Annotated in this window: 15 protein-coding genes; 12 read left to right on the forward strand and 3 right to left on the reverse strand. The window is 66.6% G+C overall.

What is annotated here, in order from left to right; all coding sequences use genetic code 11:
- Nucleotides 1-97 precede the first annotated feature (97 nt).
- The 7 genes from ACO05N_RS07035 (at nucleotide 98) to ACO05N_RS07065 (ending at nucleotide 12970) form a co-directional block, all read left to right on the forward strand.
- Nucleotides 98-2233, forward strand: coding sequence for an autotransporter assembly complex protein TamA (locus ACO05N_RS07035; protein WP_422056449.1), 2136 nt, complete (start codon nucleotides 98-100; stop codon nucleotides 2231-2233).
- Nucleotides 2233-6441 carry a translocation/assembly module TamB domain-containing protein gene (locus ACO05N_RS07040; protein WP_422056450.1) on the forward strand — a complete coding sequence of 1403 codons (4209 nt, stop codon included), beginning with the start codon at nucleotides 2233-2235 and terminating at the stop codon, nucleotides 6439-6441. The genes ACO05N_RS07035 and ACO05N_RS07040 overlap by 1 nt, the downstream gene beginning before the upstream one ends.
- Nucleotides 6442-6622: 181 nt before the next feature.
- Nucleotides 6623-7399 (forward strand): aspartyl protease family protein, encoded by a 777-nt coding sequence (locus ACO05N_RS07045; protein WP_422056451.1) that lies wholly within the window; start codon nucleotides 6623-6625, stop codon nucleotides 7397-7399.
- 57 nt (nucleotides 7400-7456) lie between these two features.
- Complete coding sequence (locus ACO05N_RS07050) at nucleotides 7457-8932, forward strand: flavin-containing monooxygenase (protein ID WP_422056452.1); 1476 nt, start codon at nucleotides 7457-7459, stop codon at nucleotides 8930-8932.
- Between the two features lie 68 nt (nucleotides 8933-9000).
- On the forward strand, nucleotides 9001-9765 hold the full coding sequence (gene otsB / locus ACO05N_RS07055; RefSeq protein ID WP_422056453.1) for a trehalose-phosphatase: 765 nt from the start codon (nucleotides 9001-9003) through the stop codon (nucleotides 9763-9765).
- Complete coding sequence (locus ACO05N_RS07060) at nucleotides 9762-11558, forward strand: glycoside hydrolase family 15 protein (RefSeq protein WP_422056454.1); 1797 nt, start codon at nucleotides 9762-9764, stop codon at nucleotides 11556-11558. Before otsB ends, ACO05N_RS07060 begins: the two co-directional genes overlap by 4 nt.
- Nucleotides 11555-12970 carry an alpha,alpha-trehalose-phosphate synthase (UDP-forming) gene (locus ACO05N_RS07065; protein ID WP_422056455.1) on the forward strand — a complete coding sequence of 472 codons (1416 nt, stop codon included), beginning with the start codon at nucleotides 11555-11557 and terminating at the stop codon, nucleotides 12968-12970. The genes ACO05N_RS07060 and ACO05N_RS07065 overlap by 4 nt, the downstream gene beginning before the upstream one ends.
- Here ACO05N_RS07065 and ACO05N_RS07070 read toward each other — a convergent pair.
- From ACO05N_RS07070 to hppD, 3 genes are all read right to left on the reverse strand, one after another.
- A complete protein-coding gene (locus ACO05N_RS07070; RefSeq protein WP_422056456.1) occupies nucleotides 12967-13323 on the reverse strand; it encodes a Rieske (2Fe-2S) protein in 357 nt (118 codons plus the stop codon). The two genes, ACO05N_RS07065 and ACO05N_RS07070, sit on opposite strands and share 4 nt — an antisense overlap.
- Nucleotides 13320-14600, reverse strand: a complete 1281-nt coding sequence (hmgA, locus tag ACO05N_RS07075) for a homogentisate 1,2-dioxygenase (protein WP_422056457.1) — start codon at nucleotides 14598-14600, stop codon at nucleotides 13320-13322. The genes ACO05N_RS07070 and hmgA overlap by 4 nt, the downstream gene beginning before the upstream one ends.
- A 135-nt stretch (nucleotides 14601-14735) precedes the next feature.
- Nucleotides 14736-15773 (reverse strand): 4-hydroxyphenylpyruvate dioxygenase, encoded by a 1038-nt coding sequence (gene hppD, locus ACO05N_RS07080; RefSeq protein WP_422056458.1) that lies wholly within the window; start codon nucleotides 15771-15773, stop codon nucleotides 14736-14738.
- Between the two features lie 143 nt (nucleotides 15774-15916).
- Between hppD and ACO05N_RS07085 the strand changes: the two genes are divergently transcribed.
- From ACO05N_RS07085 to ACO05N_RS07105, 5 genes are all read left to right on the forward strand, one after another.
- Complete coding sequence (locus ACO05N_RS07085) at nucleotides 15917-17587, forward strand: tetratricopeptide repeat protein (RefSeq protein ID WP_422056459.1); 1671 nt, start codon at nucleotides 15917-15919, stop codon at nucleotides 17585-17587.
- A gap of 103 nt (nucleotides 17588-17690) precedes the next feature.
- The gene (locus ACO05N_RS07090) at nucleotides 17691-19094 is read left to right on the forward strand and encodes a trypsin-like peptidase domain-containing protein (RefSeq protein ID WP_422056460.1); all 1404 of its coding nucleotides are present in this window, start codon (nucleotides 17691-17693) and stop codon (nucleotides 19092-19094) included.
- Nucleotides 19091-19915 (forward strand): response regulator transcription factor, encoded by an 825-nt coding sequence (locus tag ACO05N_RS07095; RefSeq protein WP_422056461.1) that lies wholly within the window; start codon nucleotides 19091-19093, stop codon nucleotides 19913-19915. Before ACO05N_RS07090 ends, ACO05N_RS07095 begins: the two co-directional genes overlap by 4 nt.
- Nucleotides 19916-19920: 5 nt before the next feature.
- Nucleotides 19921-21339, forward strand: a complete 1419-nt coding sequence (locus ACO05N_RS07100) for a sensor histidine kinase (RefSeq protein ID WP_422056462.1) — start codon at nucleotides 19921-19923, stop codon at nucleotides 21337-21339.
- Complete coding sequence (locus tag ACO05N_RS07105) at nucleotides 21329-22750, forward strand: trypsin-like peptidase domain-containing protein (protein ID WP_422056463.1); 1422 nt, start codon at nucleotides 21329-21331, stop codon at nucleotides 22748-22750. The genes ACO05N_RS07100 and ACO05N_RS07105 overlap by 11 nt, the downstream gene beginning before the upstream one ends.
- Nucleotides 22751-22792 lie beyond the last annotated feature (42 nt).

Consider the following 22792-nt stretch of genomic DNA (forward strand, 5'->3'; position numbering starts at 1 on the left):
ATTGAACCTTCCACGCGCTTGTACGTTGCGCTAGCGATCGGGATACGTGCTGTCTGAATGTGGCGCGATCCCAGCGGGAGGCGGGACTATTTCGGGCGTGCGTCTGGTCATTTCATTGCTGGCAAGCGCTGCGTTCGTCCCGAGCGTGGCGCTGGCGCAGATCGATAGCGGGGCGGGCAAGCCGGGACAGGGTGCGCCTGCGGAAGACCCCAGGACGCTGCAGCGCGAAGCGGAGCGAAGTGCGCAGCAGTCGGATCCAAAGCCGATCGTCAGCGACGAAGAATTCTCCGAAGCGCTCCCGCAGCTTTCCGACGATATCGACGCGCCGCTCGAGCAGATGAATCCGCCGACGCCACCCATCCAGCCGGTGGAGCCGATCGAAGATGCGCCACCGCTGGACGAAGCCGGAGCCGAGGCGGAGATCGCCGCGCCGCTGCCGCCGCTGACGCAGTTCGACGCGACCCCGATCGCGGAACCCGTCGCGGCCAATGACGAGGCGGCGGTCGAAATCCGTTACGCGACCCGCGTCACCGGGCTCGACGAAATCGGGCTGGAGGACCAATTCCGCGACCTTTCAGCGCTGGAGGATGGCGATGGCGTCGCCGCCAATGCCGCGATCATCGGCGCACGGGCGCGCGAGGATGAGGGGCTGGCCGTGCGGCTGATGAAGTCGCTCGGCTATTACGACGCGACCGCGATCTCGACGATCGAACAATCGCCACAAGGCGAGCGACCCGTCACGGCCACGATCGCGGCCGTGCCGGGACCGCTTTATTCATTCGGTGAAATCCGCGTCGAAGCCGATCCGACAGTCCCGCCAGCGCTGATCGCCGACAATCTGAAATTGCGCAGTGGCGAGCCGATCGACGCGGTGCGCGTGCAGGCGGCGGAGGCGGCAGTCAGCGTCGCGCTGCCGCAAAATGGCTATCCCTTTGCCGAGGTCGGGCAACGCGACATCCTGCTCGATGAGACGACGCGCACCGGCGACTATACCTTGCCGGTGGCGATCGGTCCCCGTGCGCGCTTCGGCGGCATCCGGATCGAGGGCGATCCGGTATTGCCGCCCGACCATATTGAAGTGCTGACCCGGTTCGATCGCTCCGATCTGTACGACAGCCGCAAGGTCGACGATTTGCGCGACGCGCTGATCGCGACCAGCCTGTTTTCGACCGTTTCGGTCGAGCCAGTGAAGACCGGCCAGGCCAACGCAGACGGGACCGAGGCGGTCGACCTGCTCGTGCGCCAGAGCAAGGGACCGCCGCGCACGTTGGCGGGAGAGGTCGGCTACAGCACCGGCCAGGGCTTCCGCGCGGAGGTTAGCTGGACCCACCGCAATCTGTTCCCGCCGGAGGGTGCGCTGATCGCGACCGGGGTGCTCGGCACGCAGGAACAGGGCGCATCGGCGACCTTCCGGCGATCCAATGCCGGGCGGCGCGACCGGACCTTCCAGATCGTCGCCTCCGCGCTGCGGTCGGATGTCGAGGCATTTACCGGCCTGACCGGCACGCTGTCGGCGCGCGTTTCCTATGACTCGACGCCGATCTGGCAGAAGAAGCTTACCTATGCCTATGGCGTTGAGCTGGTCGGAACGAGCGAGGACCGGTTCGACTTCACCCTCAACCTGCGCGAGCGTGGCGTTTACTTCATTGCGGCCGTGCCCCTGTTCGCCGGATGGGATCAGTCGGACAATCTGCTCAACCCGACGCGCGGTTGGCGCCTCAAGCTGAACCTCAGCCCCGAAACATCGGTCCGCGGCACTGCCCGGCCCTATGGCCGGGCGCAGGTCGAGGGCACGATCTACCAGCCGATCACCGACAGCATCGTGCTGGCCGGGCGCGCACGCTTCGGTACGATTCAGGGCATTGACCGCAACGACCTTGCCCCGTCGCGGCGTTATTATGCCGGTGGCGGCGGATCGGTGCGCGGGTTCGGCTATCAGGAGCTTGGGCCGCGTGCCCCCGATGGCAAGCCGGTCGGCGGGCGCAGCTTCAACGAATTCGCGGTCGAGGCGCGCTATCGCTTCGGCAATTTCGGGATCGTGCCGTTCCTCGACGCCGGGCAGGTCTATGAGGAATCGCTGCCGCAACTCAGCCGCATCCGTTTTGGCGCGGGCATTGGCGGGCGCTTCTACACCAATTTCGGCCCGATGCGGCTGGACATCGCCACCCCGATCGCGCGCAAGCCGGGTGAGAGCAAGGTCGCGCTGTATATCTCGATCGGGCAAGCTTTCTGATGGCTGAAGAAACGCCAGCGCCGGCCGAGGACAATGTGGTGATCGTGGACCGTGCGCCGCTGTGGCAGCGCGTTGCGAAGTGGACTGCGATCGGCCTCGCCAGCCTGATCGCGTTGCTGCTCGCCGCTGTCGCGATTCTCGATACAGGTGTCGGGCATCGGTTCGTCGCGGACCGGCTGGCGGGCTATACGACCGCGTCGGGCCTCAATATCAAGGTCGGACGGATCGAAGGATCGGTCTACGGCGCCATGGTGCTGCGCGATGTGCGCGTGAGCGATCCCAAGGGCGTATTCGCGACCTCGCCACGCATCGCGCTCGACTGGCGACCCTTTGCGTTTCTGAACAACCATGTCGATATCCGATCGGCCACCAGCCCGCTGGTGCGGGTCGCGCGTCTTCCCGAATTGAAGCCGGGCGGCGATCCCAATGCGCCGATGCTGCCCGATCTGGATATCGATATCGGACGGCTGTCGATCGACCGGCTGGTGCTCGAGGCGCCGGTCGCAGGGCAGCGCCATGTCGCGACGCTGACGGGCGAAGCGAACATCGCCGACCGCCGCGCGCGGGTGATCCTGAACGGTCGCACGCTTGGCCGCACCGGGGGCGACGCGCTGGCGCTGGTGGTCGACGCGGTGCCCGATGACGACAAGCTCGACCTGCGCGCCGATCTGAACGCGCCGGTTGGCGGGCTGGTCGCGGGACTGGCCGGACTCGAAGCGCCGCTCGCGGTGCGCGTGCGTGGTGCCGGCAGCTGGTCGAACTGGCAGGGGCGTGCAGTCGGACGGCTTGGCGCGGGTGAACTCGCCAATCTGCGCATCGCCGCGCGCAACGGCACAGTGCAGGTGCGCGGCATGACCCAGCCCGGTCTTTATATGAAAGGTCCGGTCGAGCGGCTGAGCGCGGGCGGAATGCAGGTCGCGCTCGATGCCACGCTCGATCAGCGGCGCGCCGATACCCGGTTGCGCCTGCGCTCACGTGCGATGGCACTGATGACGATGGGCACGATCGATTTGGGGCAGAGTCGCTTCGACCAGTTCCGGGTCGAGGCGATGCTCCTGACGCCCGGCGCGATCGCGCCGAACCTCAACGGCCGGTCGGTGGCGGGCGAGGTCGCGCTCAACGGCCCGTTCGCGACACCGACCGTGGACTACAAGCTGCGCGCTGCCGCGCTCGGCTTTGGCGAGACGGTGGTCGAGCGGCTCTATGCCGAGGGGCTGGCGACGGTGAATGCCGACCGCATCCTGATCCCGGTCAAGGCGCAGGCGGCGCGCATCTCCGGCCTCAACGCCGCGGCTGGCGGTCTGCTGACCAATGTCACTCTGGCGGGCGATCTGGCGATCACCGGCGACCAGATACTGTCGGAAAATCTTCGCATCCGCTCCGACCGGATCGACGCGACCGCGATCCTGGCCGCAGACATGAGCACCGGACGCTACACCGGCGCGCTCAAGGGCCGTGTGAACGACTATCAGATCGACAGCATCGGCATCGTCAATCTGGAAACCGACGCCGATCTGTACGCCGCTGCCGGGGGCGGCTGGGGGATCAAGGGCCGGATCGTCGGGCGCAGCACGCGGCTGTTCAACGATGGCGTGCGAAGCTTCCTCGGCGGAAATGCGGTTGCGCGCGTATCGCTCGATTTCGGGCCGGACGGGATCATCCGCTTCAGCGACCTGAAGGTTGCGGCGCCGCTGTTCCGCGTGATCCGCGGATCGGGTCGTTATGATCCGGCCGGGCCGCTCAGCCTGACCGCCGATGCGTGGTCGAACGCTTATGGCCCGCTGTCTGCCCGCGTGACGGGCAGCCTCACCCGCCCGGTGGTCAATCTGCGCGCGCCGCGCCCCGGCGTGGGCGTAGGCCTGGCGAACCTTGAGGCGCGGATCGTCGGCGACAATGGCGCCTATGCCGTCGATGCCAAAGGCGACACCAGCTATGGCCCGTTTACGGCGGATGTGCTGGTGCGCACCGGCCAGCGCCTTGCGATCGATGTCCGCAGCGGGCGCTTCGCCGGTGCCGATTTCAAGGGCCAGCTGGTCCAGACCGCAGCCGGGCCGTTCGACGGCGATCTGAGCTTTGCCGGATCGGGCCTCGACGGATCGGTCGCGCTGTCTGCGGCGGGCCAGTATCAGCAGGCGGTGGTGCGCGCCACCGCGAACAACGCCAAGATTCCCGGCGACATGGAGCTGACGATCGGTCGCGCGATCATCAACGGCACCGCGATCCTGTATGACGACGCCCCGGCGATCACCGGCGAGGCGCAGATCGCGAACCTGCGCAACGCCCAATTCACGGTGACCCGCGCGCGGGCGAAGATCGACTATCGCGGCGGCAAGGGCAGCGCGCAGGCGCTGGTCGAGGGATCGACCGCAGTGCCGTTCCGCGTCGCGGCCAATGCGCGGTTCGAACCCAATCTGTGGCGCGTGGCGCTGGCCGGACGCGCGAACAATATCGGGTTCAAGACCGCGCAGCCGGCACAGATCGCGATCGCCGGATCGACCTACACGCTCGCGCCGGCACGCATCGATTTCGATCAGGGCAGCATGCGCCTGTCGGGCAATTGGGGCGATGGTCTGCGAATGCAGGCGCGGCTCGACAAGCTCGACCTGTCGGTCGCCAACGCGCTGTCACGCACCGCCGGCCTCGGCGGCACGGTAACCGGTGCGCTCGATTTCAGCCAGGCCAGCGACGCGACCTTCCCGCAGGCGATTGCACGGCTCAACGTCAGCAACTTCACCCGCTCGAGCCTGGGCGGTGTCTCCGCGCCGGTCGATATCAGTTTCGTAGGTCGCCTGCTGCCCGATGGCGGCGACGCGCGTGCGCTGATCAAGCGTGGGTCGACCACGATCGGTCGGATGGTCGCCAGCCTGCAGCCGCTCGGGCCTGGCGCGGGCAGCTGGACGACACGCCTGCTCGCGGCGCCTTTGTCGGGCGGTATTCGCTACAATGGGCCGTCTTCGGTGCTGTTCTCGATGGCCGGATTCCCCAATCAGAGCCTGTCCGGACCGGTCGCGGTTGCCGCCGATTTCTCCGGCCAGGTGCGCGCGCCCCAGCTTGCCGGGCAGCTGCGGGGCGAGAAGCTGACCTATGAGAATGAAACCTGGGGCACGCGACTGTCGCAGATGTCGGTGCAGGGGCGGTTCGACAATGATTCGCTCGATATCGAGCAGATCGAGGCGGTGGCGGGCAATGGCCGCCTGACCGCGGCAGGGACGATCGGCCTGTCCGCCGAGCAGGGTTTCCCGATCGATATCACCGCGCGCTTCCGCAACGCCCGCCTCGCGCGCAGCAATGCGCTCGGTGCGACCGCAACCGGGCAGCTGCGCATCACCAATGGGCTGGACGGCGGACTGATCGAGGGGCGGATCATCATTCCCGAGGCGCGTTACCAGATCATTCGCCAGGGTGCCGCCGAAGTGCCCGAGCTAACCGGGGTTTATCGCAAGAGCGAGCTGACCGAGGATGGCAAGCGCCCGGTGCGCGCCAAGCCCGCCGGCATCTTCAAGCTGAATGTCAGCATCGTCGCCGACAACCGCCTGTTCGTGTCGGGCATGGGGCTGGAGTCCGAATGGAGTGCGCGGATGCAGGTGACCGGCACCTCCGCGTCGCCGATCGTGACCGGTGAGGCGCGCGTGGTGCGCGGTACCTACAGCTTCGCCAGCCGTCGGTTCGAACTGACGCGCGGCATCGTAAGTTTCGAGGGCGGGCCGCTCGCCGACCCGCAGATCAACATCGCCGCCAGCACGACGGCCGAGGGCGTGACCGCCAATATCAACATCACCGGCAGCGGCCAGATGCCGCGGATCGCGTTCAACTCGACCCCCAGCCTACCGCAGGACGAAGTGCTCTCGCGCCTGTTGTTCGGCAGCTCGGTCACCAACCTGTCTGCGACCGAGGCGATCCAGCTCGCCGCCGCGCTGAACTCGCTGCGTGCGACAGGCGGCGGCCTCAACCCGCTCGGCCAGCTGCGCTCGGCCGCTGGGATCGACCGGCTGCGGATCCTGGGTGAGGACGACACCACCGGACGCGGCACGGCGCTGGCCGCCGGGCAGTATCTGACCGACGATATCTATGTGGAGATCATCACCGATGCGCGCGGATTTACCGCGGTGCAGCTGGAAATCGCACTGACCCGTGCACTCAGCCTGCTGTCGCAAACCGGGTCGTTCGGCGGATCGCGCGCAGGGTTGAAATACTCGAAGGACTATTGACCCCTCGCCGGCCTAGGTGCCATACTCAACTAATACAGTTGGTGGGACCGGGGGCAGTATGGGCCGTACAGGACGATTATTTGGCAGCGCGGTGCTGATCGCGACAGCGTGTCTCGCGCCCGCGCATGCCGCCCGGACGCCAGCGATCTGCGCGATTGCCGACACGGCGCGCAGGGATGCGGTGATCAGTGTTCCGTTCGACGTCGTCGACGGGCGCATCTATGTCTCCGCACGGGTCAACGGAAAGGGGCCATTCCGCTTTGCGGTCGATACCGGTGCGAGCGGGCTTGGCCGCGCCGATGCGCGGCTGGTCGCGGCGCTGGGACTGGCGGTCAGCGGGTCGGGCCAGTCATCGGACGGCGTTGCGACCGCCCGGGTCGACACGGTGTCGCTCGCCTCGCTCGAACTCGGCGGCCTGATCCGTCGCGACCTCAGCGTCATTACCCGCGACTATAATGCTCGCATGTCGAAAGAAGCGGCGTTCGACGGCATAATCGGGCGCGACTTCTTCGCCGACGGGCTGCTCGTTATCGATTATCCCAAGCGCCGCCTGACCTTTGCCCGCAGCGCCGGGCTGCGACGCGGCGCGGCGGGCGTTCTCGGCTATGAGCGCCCGTTTCGCGTGCCGGTGACCATCGGATCGGTCACGGTGGAGGGGCAGCTGGATACCGGCGCAAACGTCGCGTTCGTCCTGCCGCAGTCGCTGTTCGAGCGGATCGGCGGCGGCGCGGTCACGGCGAGCGGTGAAGGCAATCTGACCAATACCACGATCAAGACCGATCGCGCGACTGTTGCCGGGCCGTTCCGGATCGGCACCGCGTCGCTCGCCAATGTCGAGGTGCGCGTGTCTGACCGCTTTCCCGAGCTGCTGGTTGGCGCGCATGCTCTGAGCAAGTTCGCGCTGCTGATCGACCAGCGCAGTTCCAGCGTCGCGCTCTGCCCGCCCGCGCGGGGGTGACGGCAGCCCATTGCGCTCAACTTACACCCATGTAAGTATCTCGTCCGGGAGAGCGCGATGGCCGAGCATTTCGACGTGGTGGTGGTGGGTGCCGGGATTTCCGGCATCGGCGCAGGGTACTTTCTCCAGCGCGACTGCCCGGATCGCTCCTATGTGATCCTGGAGGGGCGGGAACGGCTGGGCGGAACGTGGGACCTGTTCCGCTATCCCGGCATCCGCTCGGACAGCGACATGTATACGCTCGGCTACAGCTTCAAGCCGTGGACGGAGGCGAAGGCGATTGCCGACGGGCCGTCGATCCTGCGCTACCTTGAAGAGACCGCGCGCGAACATGGCATTGATCGGCATATTCGCCACCAGCATCGGGTCGTCGCAGCCAGCTGGTCCACCCCCGATGCGCACTGGACGGTGACGGTCGAGCGCGGGGCGGAGCGGGAGCGGGTCGAGTTCACCTGCAATTTCCTCTTCATGTGCTCCGGCTATTACAATTACCAAGCTGGGTATCTGCCGCACTTTGAGGGGCGGGAGGATTTCGCGGGCACGATCGTCCATCCGCAGCATTGGCCCGAGGGGCTCGATTATGCGGGCAAGCGCGTCGTGGTGATCGGATCTGGCGCGACTGCGGTGACGCTCGTTCCGGAAATGGCGAAGACCGCGGCGCATGTGACGATGCTGCAGCGTTCGCCCACCTATATCGTGTCGCGGCCGAGCGAAGACGGCATCGCCAACTGGCTGCGGCGTAGGCTGCCCGGGCGGATTGCTTACCGCCTGACCCGGACCAAGAATATCGCGCTCGGCCAGCTCTTCTACCGGATCGCGCGCCGCAAACCGCAGAAGACCAAGGAACGGATCGTGCAGATGGTCCGCGACGAGCTGGGGCCGGACTATGACGTCGCGACCCATTTCACGCCCAGCTACAATCCGTGGGACCAGCGCATCTGTTTGGTGCCCGACGCCGATCTGTTCGCCGCGATCCGCGACGGGCGGGCGTCGGTGGTCACCGACCATGTCGAGCGGTTCGAGGCAGACGGCGTCCGGCTCAAATCCGGCGAACTGCTGCCCGCCGATATCATCGTCACCGCGACTGGCCTTGACCTGCAATTGATGGGCGGGGTGCCGTTCACCGTCGATGGACAGCGGGTCGAACCGGCCCAGTCGCTTGGCTACAAGGCGATGATGTATTCGGACATTCCGAACCTCGCCTCGTCCTTCGGCTATACCAATGCCAGCTGGACGCTGAAGTCCGACCTGACCTGCGCCTACGTCTGCCGCCTGCTCAACGCGATGAAGCGGCGCGGGATGCGTCAGGCGACGCCGCGCGTCGGCGCGGACGTGACGCGCGAGGATTTCCTCAGCTTCACCTCAGGCTATGTCCAGCGTGCGATCGATCGCTTTCCCAAACAGGGCGACAAACGCCCGTGGCGGGTGCACCAGAATTACACGCTCGACCTGATCGACCTGAAGTTTGGCGGCATCGATGAGGGGATGGAATTCTCCAACCCCGAACCCGCGCGGGTGCGCGAACTGGCGTAGGGCAAGGTTTCCGCCGCATTGCAGCAGAAACTTCGGAACGATTGCGTTCCGGATGCATTGGCCTGTCGATGCCCGAGCTTATGGAACCGAACACGGCGGCGCTGCTGGCACCGCCTCCCGCCCATCTTGCCGATGGCGCCAGCCTGTTTCTCGACTTTGACGGAACGCTGGTCGAGATCGCGCCGCGCCCCGATGCAGTCGCGGTCGATGGGCAACTGCGTAATCTGATCGCCAACTTATTGAAGCGCTTCGACGGGCGTGTTGCGATCGTGAGCGGACGCGGTGCGGCGGAGATCGACGCGCTGTTCGGCGGTCTCGATTGTCCGATTGCCGGTAGCCATGGCGCGGAACTGCGCGGCGTCGCGCAGGCCGAAATGCCCGAACGTCCGGCCGCGCTCGATCATGTCGCCGCGCGCTTCCACGCGCTCGCCGACGCGCTCCCCGGCCTGGTGGTCGAACTCAAGCCGCTCGGCGTCGGCCTCCATTATCGCGGCATACCCGCTGCCGAAGCCGAGGCGCGCGCGCTGGCCGAGGAACTTGCCGCGACCACCGGCCTGACGCTCCAGCGGGGCAAGATGGTGTTCGAACTGCGCGCACCTGGCGACAAGGGCCGCGCCATCGCCGCGCTGATGGGGGCAATGCCCTTTGCCGGGTCGCGCCCGGTGTTTCTTGGCGACGACCTGACCGACGAACCCGGCTTTGCCACCGTCGCGCGATTGGGCGGCGCCGGCGTGCTGGTCGGGCCGGTCCGAGATACCGAGGCCGCCTATCGCCTGCCCGATGTGATGGCGACGCTGCGCTGGCTCGAAATCATCGCGGAGGAGGCGGCATGAAACCGAATCTCGACCTATGGCCGATCGGCAATTGCCAGGTGAGTGCGCTGATCGATCGCGCCGGACGCTTCGTCTGGGCGTGCGCGCCCAAGGTAGATGGCGATCCGCTCTTCTCCTCGCTGCTCGACGGGCGCGATCCGCGTTCCGACGACGCGGTCGGGCTATGGGGCATCGACCTGGAAGACTGCGCCAGCGTCGAGCAGCACTATCTGACCAACACCCCGATCCTGGTCACGCGCATGACCGACAGCAACGGCAGCGCGATTGAGATCACCGATTTCTGCCCGCGCTTCGAACGGCTGGGGCGGATGTATCGCCCCGTCGCCTTCGCGCGGATCGTGCGCCCGGTGGCGGGATCGCCGCGCATCTGTGTGCGGCTGCGCCCGACGCGCAACTGGGGCGATCCGGCGGTGCTGACTACGGCGGGGTCGAACCATATCCGCTATCTGCTCGACGGGATGCAGCTGCGGCTGTCGACCAATGCGCCGGTCGGGCTGATGATGGACGAGCGCTGCTTCCGCGTCGAACGCCCGCTGCACTTCTTCCTTGGCCCGGATGAGAGCTTCGCCGGCAACCTCGCGACCACGCTGGAGGAGATGCTCGGCTACACCACCTACCACTGGCAGAATTGGGCGCGCGGCCTCGCGACGCCGTTCGAATGGCAGGACGTCGTGATCCGCAGCGCGATCACGCTGAAGCTGTGCCAGCATGAGGAGACCGGCGCGATCGTCGCGGCGCTCACCACTTCGATCCCCGAACATGCTGATAGCGGGCGCAACTGGGACTATCGCTACTGCTGGATCCGCGACGCCTATTACACCGTCCAGGCGCTCAACCGCGTCGGCGCACTCGACGTTCTCGAGGGCTATCTCGCCTATTTGCGCAACATCGTCGATCAGGCCAAGGGTGGACATATCCAGCCGCTCTATGGCGTGCAGGGCGAAAGCGTATTGATTGAGAGCGAGGCGCCGCGGCTTGCCGGCTATCGCGGCATGGGGCCGGTGCGCGTCGGCAACCTTGCCTATGAACAGGTGCAGCACGACGCCTATGGCCAGATCGTCCTGTCGAATGTGCAGGCGTTCTTCGACCAGCGGCTGTTCCGCATGGCCGGGCGCGAGGATTTCGAGGCGCTGGCGCGGGTCGGCGAGCGCGCGGTCGAATTGTTCGACAAGCCCGATGCCGGACTGTGGGAGCTGCGAACGCGGCAGAGCGTCCATACCTATTCCGCCGCGATGTGCTGGGCAGCGTGCGATCGGCTCGCCAATGCCGCCGAGCGGCTCGGGCTCGAGGGTGATCGCGCGCTGTGGCAGGAGCGCGCCGACCGGATGCGCCGGGCGATCGAGGAAGCGGCATGGCGGCCCGAGACCAACAGGATGTCGGCCACGTTCAGCGGCGACGATCTCGACGCCAGCCTGATCCAGCTGCTCGACCTGCGTTTCATGTCGCCCGACGACGACCGGTTCCGCGGCACGCTCGCGGCGGTCGAGGAGGGATTGCGCCGCGGCAGCCATATGCTGCGCTATGCGACCGAGGATGATTTCGGCCTGCCCGAAACCGCGTTCAACGTCTGCACCTTCTGGTTGATCGAGGCGCTGCACTTCACGGGCCGCGATGCTGATGCACGCGCCTTGTTCGCCGAGATGCTGGAGCGTCGCACCGCTGCTGGCTTGCTGTCTGAGGATATCGACCCCGTGAGCGGGGAATTGTGGGGAAATTATCCCCAGACCTACTCGCTGGTCGGCATGATCAATTGCGCCGTCCTGCTGAGCAAACCGTGGAGCGCCATCCGATGAGCCGCCTGATCATTATCTCGAACCGCGTGTCTGCGCCCAAGGACTCGCACGCCGGCGCCCAGGGTGGCCTCGCCGTCGCGTTGCAGGCGGCGATCCGCGAATTCGGCGGCATCTGGTTCGGCTGGTCGGGCGAGACGGTCGAGGAGTTCAACGGCCAGATCAATTTCCAGCGCGCGCAGGGCGTGACCACTGCGACCGTCGACCTCGAGCAGCAGGATATAGAGGAATATTATAACGGCTACGCCAACCGTACCTTGTGGCCGCTATTTCACTATCGCATCGACCTGGCCGAATATGAGCGCGGCTTTGCCGGGGGCTACAAGCGGGTCAACGACCGCTTCGCCGACACGCTGAGTCCGCTGGTCGAAAGCGAGGACATCCTGTGGGTACAGGATTATCACATGTTCCCGCTCGGCCAGTGTTTGCGCGACCGAGGGGTGAAGAACCGGATCGGCTTCTTCCTGCACATCCCATGGCCGCCGCGCCGCCTGTTGGCGACGATGCCCGAGGCGCAGGAACTGGTGCGGACGATGTTCGCCTATGACCTGGTCGGATTCCACACGCAGGAGTGGCTGGAGTCGTTCCGCGACTATGCGACCTACGAGCTGGGCGCGACGATCGAGGGCGATACGTTGGTGCTGGGCGAGCGGCGGCTGCGCGCGATCGTCGCGCCGATCGGGATCGACTGCAAGGAATTCGTCGAGGGTGCGGCCAGTCCGGCCGCCAAGCTTGCCTATCGCCGGATGCGCGACAGCGCGGTCGGGCGTGACATGATCGTAGGGGTCGACCGGCTCGATTACTCCAAGGGGCTGGAGGAGCGCTTCGCCGGCTATGAGCGCTTCCTCGCCGAACATCCCGAGGAGCGCAAGGAAGTATTCCTGCTCCAGATCGCGCCGCCGTCACGCGGGGCGGTGGAGAGCTACAAGAAGATCCGCACCGCGCTCGAAGGGCTGTCGGGGCGGATCAACGGCGCTTATGCCGATACCGATTGGGTGCCGATCCGCTACGTCAACCAGGGCTATCCGCGCGACGTGCTGGCAGGCATCTATCGCGCTGCGCGGATCGGGCTGGTGACACCGCTGCGCGACGGGATGAACCTGGTCGCGAAAGAATATGTCGCGGCGCAGGATCCCGAAAATCCGGGCGTACTGATCCTGTCGCGCTTTGCCGGCGCCGCAGCGCAGCTCAAGGACGCGGTGCTGGTCAATCCGTACAGCGCGGACGAGGTGTCGGATGCGATCATGCAGGCGCTGCGCATGGACCTGGACGAGCGCAAGCGGCGCTGGCGGGCGATGATGGACAATGTCGAGGCCGAGGATGTGGTGTGGTGGCGCGGGCTGTTCACCGATGCGCTGATGGGACAGGGTGTTCCCGCACCGATCCCGGCGGATAACGACGTCGCCGCCGCTTAGGCGGTGTAGATTGCGCCGTCGCGGACTTCGAGTGGCCATGAGGTAAGCGCCGCGCCGGTGCACGGGCCACCGACGCACATTCCGTCCTCGATGCGGAACAAGGCGCCGTGCCAGCTGCACTGGATCATGCCGCTGTCGCCGGTGAGATAGGCGTCCAGCTGCTGCGCGAGCGGCAGGCCCATATGCGGGCAGCGATCGACATAGCCCGCGATGCGGTCGCCGCTGCGGACGGCAAAGCCATGAAAGCGCCCTGCCTTCATCTCCAGTACGAAGTTGCGCGCGGCGCCATCGGCGATCAGGTCGAGCGGGCCGAGCCGAACGCCGGGCGGGGTGGTGGTGAGGCGTTCGCTCACTCGGGCAGCTGCGCCTTCGGGAAGCCCGCCCACGCCGCGTCGTAATCCGGCTGTGCCGTCGCCATCGCATGCGCGGTCGGGCGGTAGGGCCAGCAGGTTTCGACCATGAACGCCATCGTACCGTCGATCTTGTGCGGCTTCAGCTCGGCATTGCTCGCGCCGTCCCAGCTCGCGACATCGGGGCCGTGGCCGGCCATCAGATTGTGCAGCGACAGCCCGCCGGGGACGAAGCCGTCGGCCTTGGCGTCATAGGCGCCGTGGATCAGGCCCATCGCCTCGCTCATCACGTTGCGGTGGAACCAGGGCGGGCGGAACGTGTCTTCGGCGACCATCCAGCGCGGCGGGAAGATCACGAAATCGGCGTTGGCGCGCCCCGGCACGTCGCTGGGCGAGGTCAACACGGTGAAGATCGAGGGATCGGGATGGTCGAAGCTGACCGTGTTCATCGTGTTGAAGCGCGACAGGTCATAGCGCCACGGCGCGAGGTTGCCGTGCCATGCCACGACGTCGAGCGGGCTGTGATCGATCGTCGTGGTCCAGAGCTGGCCGAGCGATTTCTGGACGACCTCGAACGCTTCGTCGCGGTCCTCATACCATGCGGCCGGGGTGTCGAAATCGCGCGGATTGGCGAGGCCGTTGGCGCCGATCGGGCCGAGATCGGGCAGGCGGAACAGCGCGCCGTAATTCTCCGCAACATAGCCGCGCGCGGTGCCATCCGGCAGAACGCAACGGAAGCGCACGCCGCGCGGGATCAGCGCGATCTGACCGGGCGCGATGTCGATCCGTCCCAGCTCGGTCAGCAGCGTCAGCCGTCCAGCCTGCGGGATGAACAGCAGTTCGCCATCCGAATCGAAGAAGACGCGGCGGTCCATATCCGCGTTGGCGGCATAGAGATGCACTGCGACGCCCTCGAGATCCGCAGGGTCGCGGGTGACGAGCATGCTGGTCATGCCGTCGATCAGGTCGGTGCCCGGCGCGGGATCGACGATCGGTCCCCAGCGCAGGCGGTTGGGCGCGAGCGGTGCGGGGTCCGGCTCCGGTACGAAGCGCGCGGCGGCTTTATAAGGCGCGAAGGGCGGATGCTCGGCGCTGGGGCGCATCCGGTAGAGCCAGCTGCGGCGGTTCTCATGCCGCGGCGCGGTGAAGGCCGTGCCGGAGAGCTGCTCGGCATAGAGACCGTAAGCTGGCCGCTGCGGCGAATTTCGCCCGATCGGGAGTGCGCCTGCGACCGCCTCGGTCGAGACGTGATTGCCGAAACCCGGGAAATAGTCGGTCATAGATCAGACCCTAAAGCGCGCTCTGGCGAGTAGTCGGATGAGGGGGCGGTCTGTGGCCGCCTCCCTCATCCTCCTGCTTTCCTTCCCCCTTCGGAAGGTTGAGGCCGGTTGTCCCGGCTCTCCTCTCCAACCTCGTTATGCGTCGACCTTGATCACCCCTCTACGGATTTGATCGAGTTCAATCGACTCAAAAAGTGCCTGGAAGTTGCCGTTGCCGAATCCTTCATTGCCCTTGCGCTGAATGATCTCGAAGAAGATCGGACCGAACATGTTTTCGGTAAAGATTTGCAGAAGAATGCCCTCGTCGCCGACATTGCCGTCGATGAGGATGCGGTTCTTGCGCAGCCGCTCCAGGTCTTCGCCATGGCCGGGGACGCGCTTGTCGACCAGTTCGTAATAGGTCTCGATCGTGTCCTGCAGCTTGACGCCGCGTGCGCGCAGCCGCTCGACCGTGTCGAAGATGTCCGGGGTGGTCAGCGCGAGATGCTGGATGCCCTCGCCCTTGTACTCGCGGATGAACTCCTCGATCTGGCTCTTGTCGTCCTGGCTTTCGTTCAGCGGGATGCGGATCGCCTTGTCGGGCGCGATCATCGCCTGGCTGAACAGGCCGGTCGCCTGGCCCTTGATGTCGAAATACTTCTGTTCCTCAAAGCCGAACAGCGTCTTGTAGAACTCCGACCACACCCGCATCTGGCCGCGCCGGACATTGTGGGTGAGGTGGTCGAGCAGGTCGAGCCCGACATTGTTCTCCGCCTCCGCCTGCTGCCAGCCGGGGATTTCCTCCCAATCGGCATAGAGGTCGGTGCCGTCCTGGATGAAGTATAGGTACGATCCGCCGATGCCGATGATGCAGGTGTCGTCCTCGGCGGTGCGCTCCGCACCGTTGTTCAGCGCCCACTCCATCGCGACCACCGGATCGGCGATGCGGAATGCCATCGCGCTGGCCGAGGGGCCGTGCGCCGCGCGGAACTCGGCGACGCGGCCGCTCTCGTCGCGGTTGAGCATCAGGTTGATGCGCCCCTGCTTGAAGCGCGTGATGTTCTTGGTCGGGTGGCGGTGCGAGGGGACGAAGCCGAGCTGTTCGAACTGCCGGGCCATCGCGTCGGGATCGGGCGAGGTGAATTCGACGAATTCGAAGCCGTTGAGGCCCAAGGGATTGGTCGGGTCGGTCATGCGCGCAGCCTCCGTAAGTTGAGGAGGCATTACACCCGACCGCCATTTGGTGTCAAATGATACTAAATCGCGTGGGGCGAGGCTCGCGCTTGTACCTTGCATTGGGCGGTCGAGAGGAGGAGGCTCGGTGCAAGGGGGAAATGATGCTCTACCCGCTTGCGCTCGCCGCTGCCGTGTTGACCGCCCAGGATGCTGCTCCGGTGGTGGTCGAGGTCGATGTCATCCAGACCAGCCCGGAGTTCGACGCCGCGATGGATGCGGGCGACGCGCGCAAGGCGCTCGCACTCCTTGAACCCGATGTGCAGGCGTGCATTGCCGGTAACGGCGGGGACGGGGCCGCGCCTGAGCAACTGCGCCCGTGCGTGATGCTGATCTCAATGTGGTCGCTGGTGATGGGCGAAACCGGGCGTGTGCAGGAGGCGGTGACCACCGCCAGACGCGCAGTTGCGATCGCGGCCACGTTTGAGGAGGCGAGCGGGATGAGCATGAATGCCCGATTCATGCTCGGTGCCGCGCTCGAACGGATCGGTCGGCATGGCGAAGCGGAGCCAGAGTTCATCGCCGCGCTGGCCGCGGCCGAAGTGGTTTTTGCCGGCGACCCGCTGCTCGCAAACTATCTCGGTCGACGCGCCAATAATCTGGTGATGCAGGGGCGCCATGCCGAAGCCCTGCCACTCGCGCGCCGTGCGGTCGAAATGGCTGGCGACACGGTGGAAGGTGCGGTTTTCCGGATGATGGAGGGGACGGCGCTGACGCGGCTGGGACAACTCGCCGATGCGGAGGCAACGCTGCGGATCGCGGTCGCGCGACTGGACGCGCTGATGGGATCGCGTGCCACGCAGAGCATCCGCGCACGCGAAGCACTGGCGCAGTGTCTGGAGCAGCAGAACCGCACAACCGAATCACTTGCGCTTTGGCGTGAGACCGTGGCGCTGCGCCGGGCAGAGGGCGATAGCCCCGACCTTGCCGACAGCCTGTCGGGCCTGAGCGTGCTGCTCGTCCGGACGGGCGAATATCGCGAGGCAGAAGCGGCGGCGCGCGAGGCGCTGGCGATACGCCTGCGATTTTTCGGCGAAGCGAGCAACTTCACGGGGCTTGCCTATAACAATCTTGGCCTGGTCCTGATGGAATCGGGGCAGGTCGAGGCTGCGGCGGAGATGTATGGCCGCTCGATCGAGGTCATCAAGGCATCCGGCGTCGTCAATATCGACGAGATGATCGCGATCATGACCAACCTTGCCAACGTGCTCGTCCGGCTGGGCGAGACCGGTCCGGCGATCGACGTGCAGCGTCAGATCCTCGACTATGCCGAGCGTGCCTTTGGTCCAGGTCATGTGCGCTCGGTGATGGCACGCAACAATCTTGGCGCGGCGCTGGGCGGTGCAGGTCGGCACGCCGAGGCGATCGCTCTGTTGGAAGCAAATTATGCTGCGGCAAAGGCGCTCGGCCCACAAGGGATGCAGATCGCCGCGCAGACCGCGAGCAGCCTCGCGACATTTGTCGGCCGCGAAGGGAACGCAGCGAAGGCGCGCATGTGGTTCGCGCGCGCCGATGCGGATTCGCGTACGGCGTTCCGCCCCGATCATATTCACCGCATCCTGTTGGGCTGGAGCTACGGCAATTTTCTGATCGGTGCGGACGACGCGTTACCGCTCGCGCGGACATTGCTGCTCGAAGCGGGCACCCAGGCACTGGCGCGCATGGCGGGCGGTCGGGGGTTCGACGCGCAAGCGCAAGCGGAGATGGGGCGGATGACCCGCGTCTTCAGGGACCAGGTTCGCGCCGCATGGAGTCTCGCGCAGCCCGGTCGCTGACGGGCATCCGTCTGATCCTGACCGTCGTTTTCGCCTGAACGAACTGACAGAAACGGGGGGTCTGAAGTCAGTATCCGGAACGTCCATGAACCCCAACACATCCGTGAACTTGACCCGCCGCACGCTTGGCTGGTTTCTCGGGGCGGCGCTTTGCCTAGGCGTGGCGCTGCCGAGCACAGCGCGCGCCGCGGCAATGCCCGATCAGCCCCGGGTCGCAGCCGCCGTGCAGTCCGAAACCGCGATCGAACGCGCAATGCAGGCGGTGGTCGCGATCAGTCCGCAGGATGCGGCGGCGCGCAAGCAGAATGGCGATAGCGAGGCAGCGGGCGGATCGGGCTTCGTCATCCACGCGTCCGGCCTGATCCTGACCAACGCGCATGTCGTGGCAAAACTCGATACGGTCGAAGTCACGTTTGCCAATGGCAAGCGGTATCGGGGCAAGGTGATCGGGCGGGACGGGCGCACCGACCTGGCGATCGTCAAGATCGAGCCTGACGGGCCGCTGCCGATACTCAAACTGGCGAAGTCGTCGCGCTTGCCGCTGGGGGCCAAGGTCTTTGCGCTGGGCAATCCGATGGGCAACCGTTTCTCGGTTACTTCCGGGATCATAAGTGGTTATGACCGCGCCTATGACGTCGCATGGCCGGTGAACTTCATCCAGCATGATGCGGCGCTCAATCCGGGTAACAGTGGGGGGCCGCTGATCACCGAGGAGGGGGAAGTGATCGGGATCAATACGGCAACGCCGCCTGAAACCATCTTTGACATCGGTATCGGCCTTGCGATTCCCGCCGAACTCGCGGCGAAGATCGCTGCCCAGCTGGTCGCCGATGGCAAGGTCGTGCGCGGTCGTCTGGGCGTCACCGCCAGCAGCGCGGACGCGGGCATGGCCGAGGCGCTGGGCGCGCCGGGCAAGTCCGGCCTGATCATCGATGCGGTCGGCGACGGCGCAGCGGCGCGCAGCGGCCTCAAGATTGGCGACCTGCTGCTCAGCGTCGGCGGGCGCAAGATGGAGGTGGTGCGCGACCTGTCGATGGCGCTGATCGACAGCAAGCCGGGCGACAAGGTGAAGGTCGAGATCGTTCGCGACGGCAAGCCGCTCGCGCTCGCGGTGGCGCTGGAAGCGGACGACGATCTGGCCGGCGAGCGCGGCAAGGTCGCGGCGCTGGCAATGGACATGAGCGGCACCGCGGGCGGCGCCTATAATCTTGGCTTCGCGCTGCGTGGCGATGGCGGGCGCGTGCTGGTCGGCAAGGTCGATGAGGCCTCGATCGGCCAGATGTACGGCCTGTACGAAGGCGACGAGCTGCTGGCGGTCGACGGCGTGGCGCCGCGCGATGCGGCGGCGGCGATGGCGGCGATCAGGGCATCGAAGCGCGATGTCGCCGTGTTGCGAATTCAGCGCGCGGGGCAGGGCACGCTGCACGTCGCGCTCCCCCTGAGTGCCGAGGCCGCGAAGGCGCGGCGCCCCGGCGTGCCGCGCCGCTTTCCGCGGGGGCCGCTATGACGGAGATGATGACGATGAACCTGTTGAAGCTCGATGCCGAGGCGGCGCAGAATATCGCCGACACCTTTGCCGGGTGCCGCGCGCTGATCCTGGAGGATGAGATCGGCCCCGAGATGAAGGCTGCGCTGGAAGCGGCAGGATGCGAGAGCGTTGATCTGGTCGAGACCGGCGACGCCGCGCTCGCGGCGCTTGAAGTCAATGCCTATGACGTGCTGGTGCTCGATCGGATCAATCCGGGGATCGAGGGGCTGGAGGTGCTGGATCGCGTACGCCGCCGGCCCAATGGCCTCAAGACCGATCCCGATGTTCCGGCGCTCGTCTATTCGCTGCTGGGTGGCGAGGATCAGCGCATCCACGGCCTGATCGCGCGCGGCGCGGACGATTACGTGCCCAAGCCGGCGACGAGCGAGGAACTGGTGGCGCGCGTTGCCGCGCAGCTGCGCCGCCGCAAGCCGACGATGCGCAGCAAGGGCTGGACCTGCGCGCCGCTGGAGGTGGATGCGGATACCAAGGACGTGCGCTGCAACGGGCGGTTGCTCCAGCTAACCAGCCGTGAGGCGGACATCCTGGTCGAGCTTTACAAGGAGCGCGGCAATCCGCTGAGCCAGTCGATGCTGTGGGACCGCTGCTGGATCGGCAAGGGGTGGAGCCACTTCCCCGAGGAGTTCGCCAACACGGTCGATCAGGCGATCAAGCGGCTGCGCAAGTCGCTCAAGCGGCAATGTCCCGACATTCCGGACGATTTCCATCCGCTGGTGACCAATATCTGGGCACAGGGGTTCGCGCTGCGCAACCTGGCCGGCATGGAGGGTGGTCGCTAGCTCGCATGCTCCGCTGGCTTCCGCTTCGTACGACGTTGGTCATCGGCGCGCTTGCCGCCGTGGCGCTGGTCGGGCTGACGCTCGGCCTGCTCCAGATGGTGTCGATGAACGCGCGTGAGGTCGCAATGGTGCGGGCGCAGGCCGATGCTGCGGTGCTGTCGAGCAAGATCGACAGTTTCGCGCCCGGCCTGTCCGCCGAGGAGCGCGACGCCGAAGTGCTGACCATGGTCGCCGCGCGCGCGACCGAGGCGACCGATGGCGGGCGATGCGACAGCGGCGAGCGGGCGCGGGCGCTGTTCCTCTATCGCGCCGCCGACGGCACGCTCACGGGGACGCCGAAGCTCGACTGGCCGGCGGGGCGGGGAGAGGTGCGGTTGCGCGTCCCGGCTGGGACCGCCTGTCAGCGGGCGGAAGCGACCGCAGTCGGCACGATCGTCGATCTTGGCGACGGCCGCGCGTTCCTGAGCGCGCGGGTATTCAGTCCCGATCCCCGCCTGGTGACGCGCGCCTATCTGCTCGCGGCGGGGGTGGGCATCGCGTTCCTGCTGCTTGCCGGGCTGCTCGCCTGGGCGCTGATGCGCGGGTGGCGGTCGCGGCTCGATGCGTTCAACGCCTTGCTTGACCGCGCGGATCGCACCGGCTTTTCCGAGCGCGCTCCGGTCGATGACGGTCAGCCGGAGTTTCGCCTGCTCGCCCAGCATCTCAATGCGCTGCTCGCCCGGTCGGAGGATATGATCGGCGGGCTGCGGCGGCTGCACCGCCATGTCGCCCATGATCTGCGCGGGCCGGTAATGGTGGCGCGCAAGCATCTCGAGGCGCTGGCGGCGAAGGTGCCGGACGAGTCGCTGATCGCCGATGCCGATGCCAAGCTGGTGACGATGGACAAGCGCTGCCGCATGCTGCTCGGCATCATCGACGCAGAAGTGTCGCGGCGGCACGAGGCGGACAGCGTCGACCCCGGCGCGCGCATCCGCCAGCTGATCGACGACATGTTCGTTTATCTCGGCGACGACAAGGATCTGGAGTTCGCGCTTGAGGCGGTCCATGCGCGGGTGCGGGTCGCCGGCGATCTGTTCGACCGGATGGTCGAGAATATCCTGGGCAATGCGGTCAAATTCGCCACGCCCGAATCGACGATCCGCTGCGCCGTGACTCGATCCGGCGACAGCGTGACCGTCGCGGTCGATAATGAGGGGCCGGGGATCGACCCTGCCAAGGTCGAGCGTATCTTCGAGCCGGGCTATTCAAGTGGCGGCGCGGACAGTCACGGCTTGGGGCTCGCCTTTGTGCGCACCGTAGCGCTGCGCGCTGGCGGGAATGTTCAGGCATGCAACCGCGCGGGCGGGTTTCGGATCGAAATCACGCTGCCCGCGCAGGACGATCACAGCGCGAATGACAGGGAAAGGGGACAAGATGAGGTCTAGTATTCACGGGCGGCTGCTCGCCGGAGTGGCGGCGATCGCAATGCTGGGTGCACCGGTGCTGGCGGCGAGCGCGGCGGCGCAGACCGCGCCCTATGACAGCGAGCGGGGCGTCTACAGCTATGCCCGCGACCTGAAGGCGGTCGCGCCGAGCGTGGTCAAGGTGATCGTGCTGGGCCAGAAACAGGCAGAGGGTGAGCGCACCGCGTCGCGCGAAGGACAAGACGACCCGTTCCGCGGTCAGACGACCTCGGCACAGGCGGGTCCGCAGGGCCAGGCACCGCAGGGCGCGCCGCAGCCGATCGGCAGCGGATCGGGCGTGATCATCGATGCCGCGCGCGGCGAGATCCTGTCGAACAACCACGTCGTCGAGAAGGGCACGGCGTTCAAAGTTCAGCTCTATGACGGCCGCGTGGTCGATGCCGAAGTGGTCGGACGTGATCCGCAGACCGACATCGCGCTGCTGCGCATCAAGGCAACCGGGCTGCGCGCGATCGAGGTCGGCGACAGCGGCAGGATCGAGGTCGGCGACCTAGCCTTTGCCATCGGCTATCCTTTCGGGTTCGACCAGACGCTGACGATGGGCGTGATCTCCGGCCTGGGGCGGACGGGCATCGGCGACGGATTGCAGGATTTCATCCAGACCGACGCGGCGGTGAACAGCGGCAATTCGGGCGGCGCGCTGATCGACAGCCGCGGGCGGCTGATCGGCATCAACACCGCGATCTGGTCCAAGTCGGGCGACAATAGCGGCATCGCCTTTGCCGTTCCGATCAACATGGCGATGGCGGTCGCCGACCAGCTGCGCCGCAACGGCAGCGTCAAGCGCGGGCGGATCGGTGTCACTGTCGGCCCGGTCACGGTCGAGGCCGCGGGCAGCGGATCGACGCGCGGCGCGCTGGTCGCCGAAGTTTCGCCCGACAGCCCGGCGGCGCGCGCGGGACTCAAATCGGGCGACATCATCATGTCCGCCGACGGGCGTGCGATCGAGGGGCCGGGCAACCTTACCGCGATCCTCGGCGTGCTCGAACCGGGCAAGACGGTGGCGCTGGGCTATCGCCGCGGCGGCCAGACCGGGACGGCACAGGTGACGGTCGAAGCGCCGCGTCCGGTACAGGTGACGCGCCCGGCCACCGGCGGCGCAGGGCTGGCGGCACTGGGCGCGACCTTCCGCGACGTCAACGCCGGCGACAAGGTGCCCGAGCAGTTGCGCGGGGCGGTCGTCGCCAGCGTCCAGCCGGGTTCGTCGGCGGCGCGGTCGGGGCTTGCGGTCGGCGACATCGTGGTCGGGGTCAACGGCGAACAAGTGCAGAGCGCCGCGGAACTTGCCCGCGCCTTCCAGAATGTTGCCGGTGGTGCAGTATTGTTCGTGGCGCGCGGCAACAGCCTGATCCAGCTCAAGCTGGAACGGTAACGAGGAAGGCGCCGGGGCAGTCCCGGCGCCTTTCTTCATCTT

The sequence above is a fragment of the Sphingomonas sp. genome, assembly GCF_965227385.1.
GTDB lineage: Bacteria > Pseudomonadota > Alphaproteobacteria > Sphingomonadales > Sphingomonadaceae > Sphingomonas.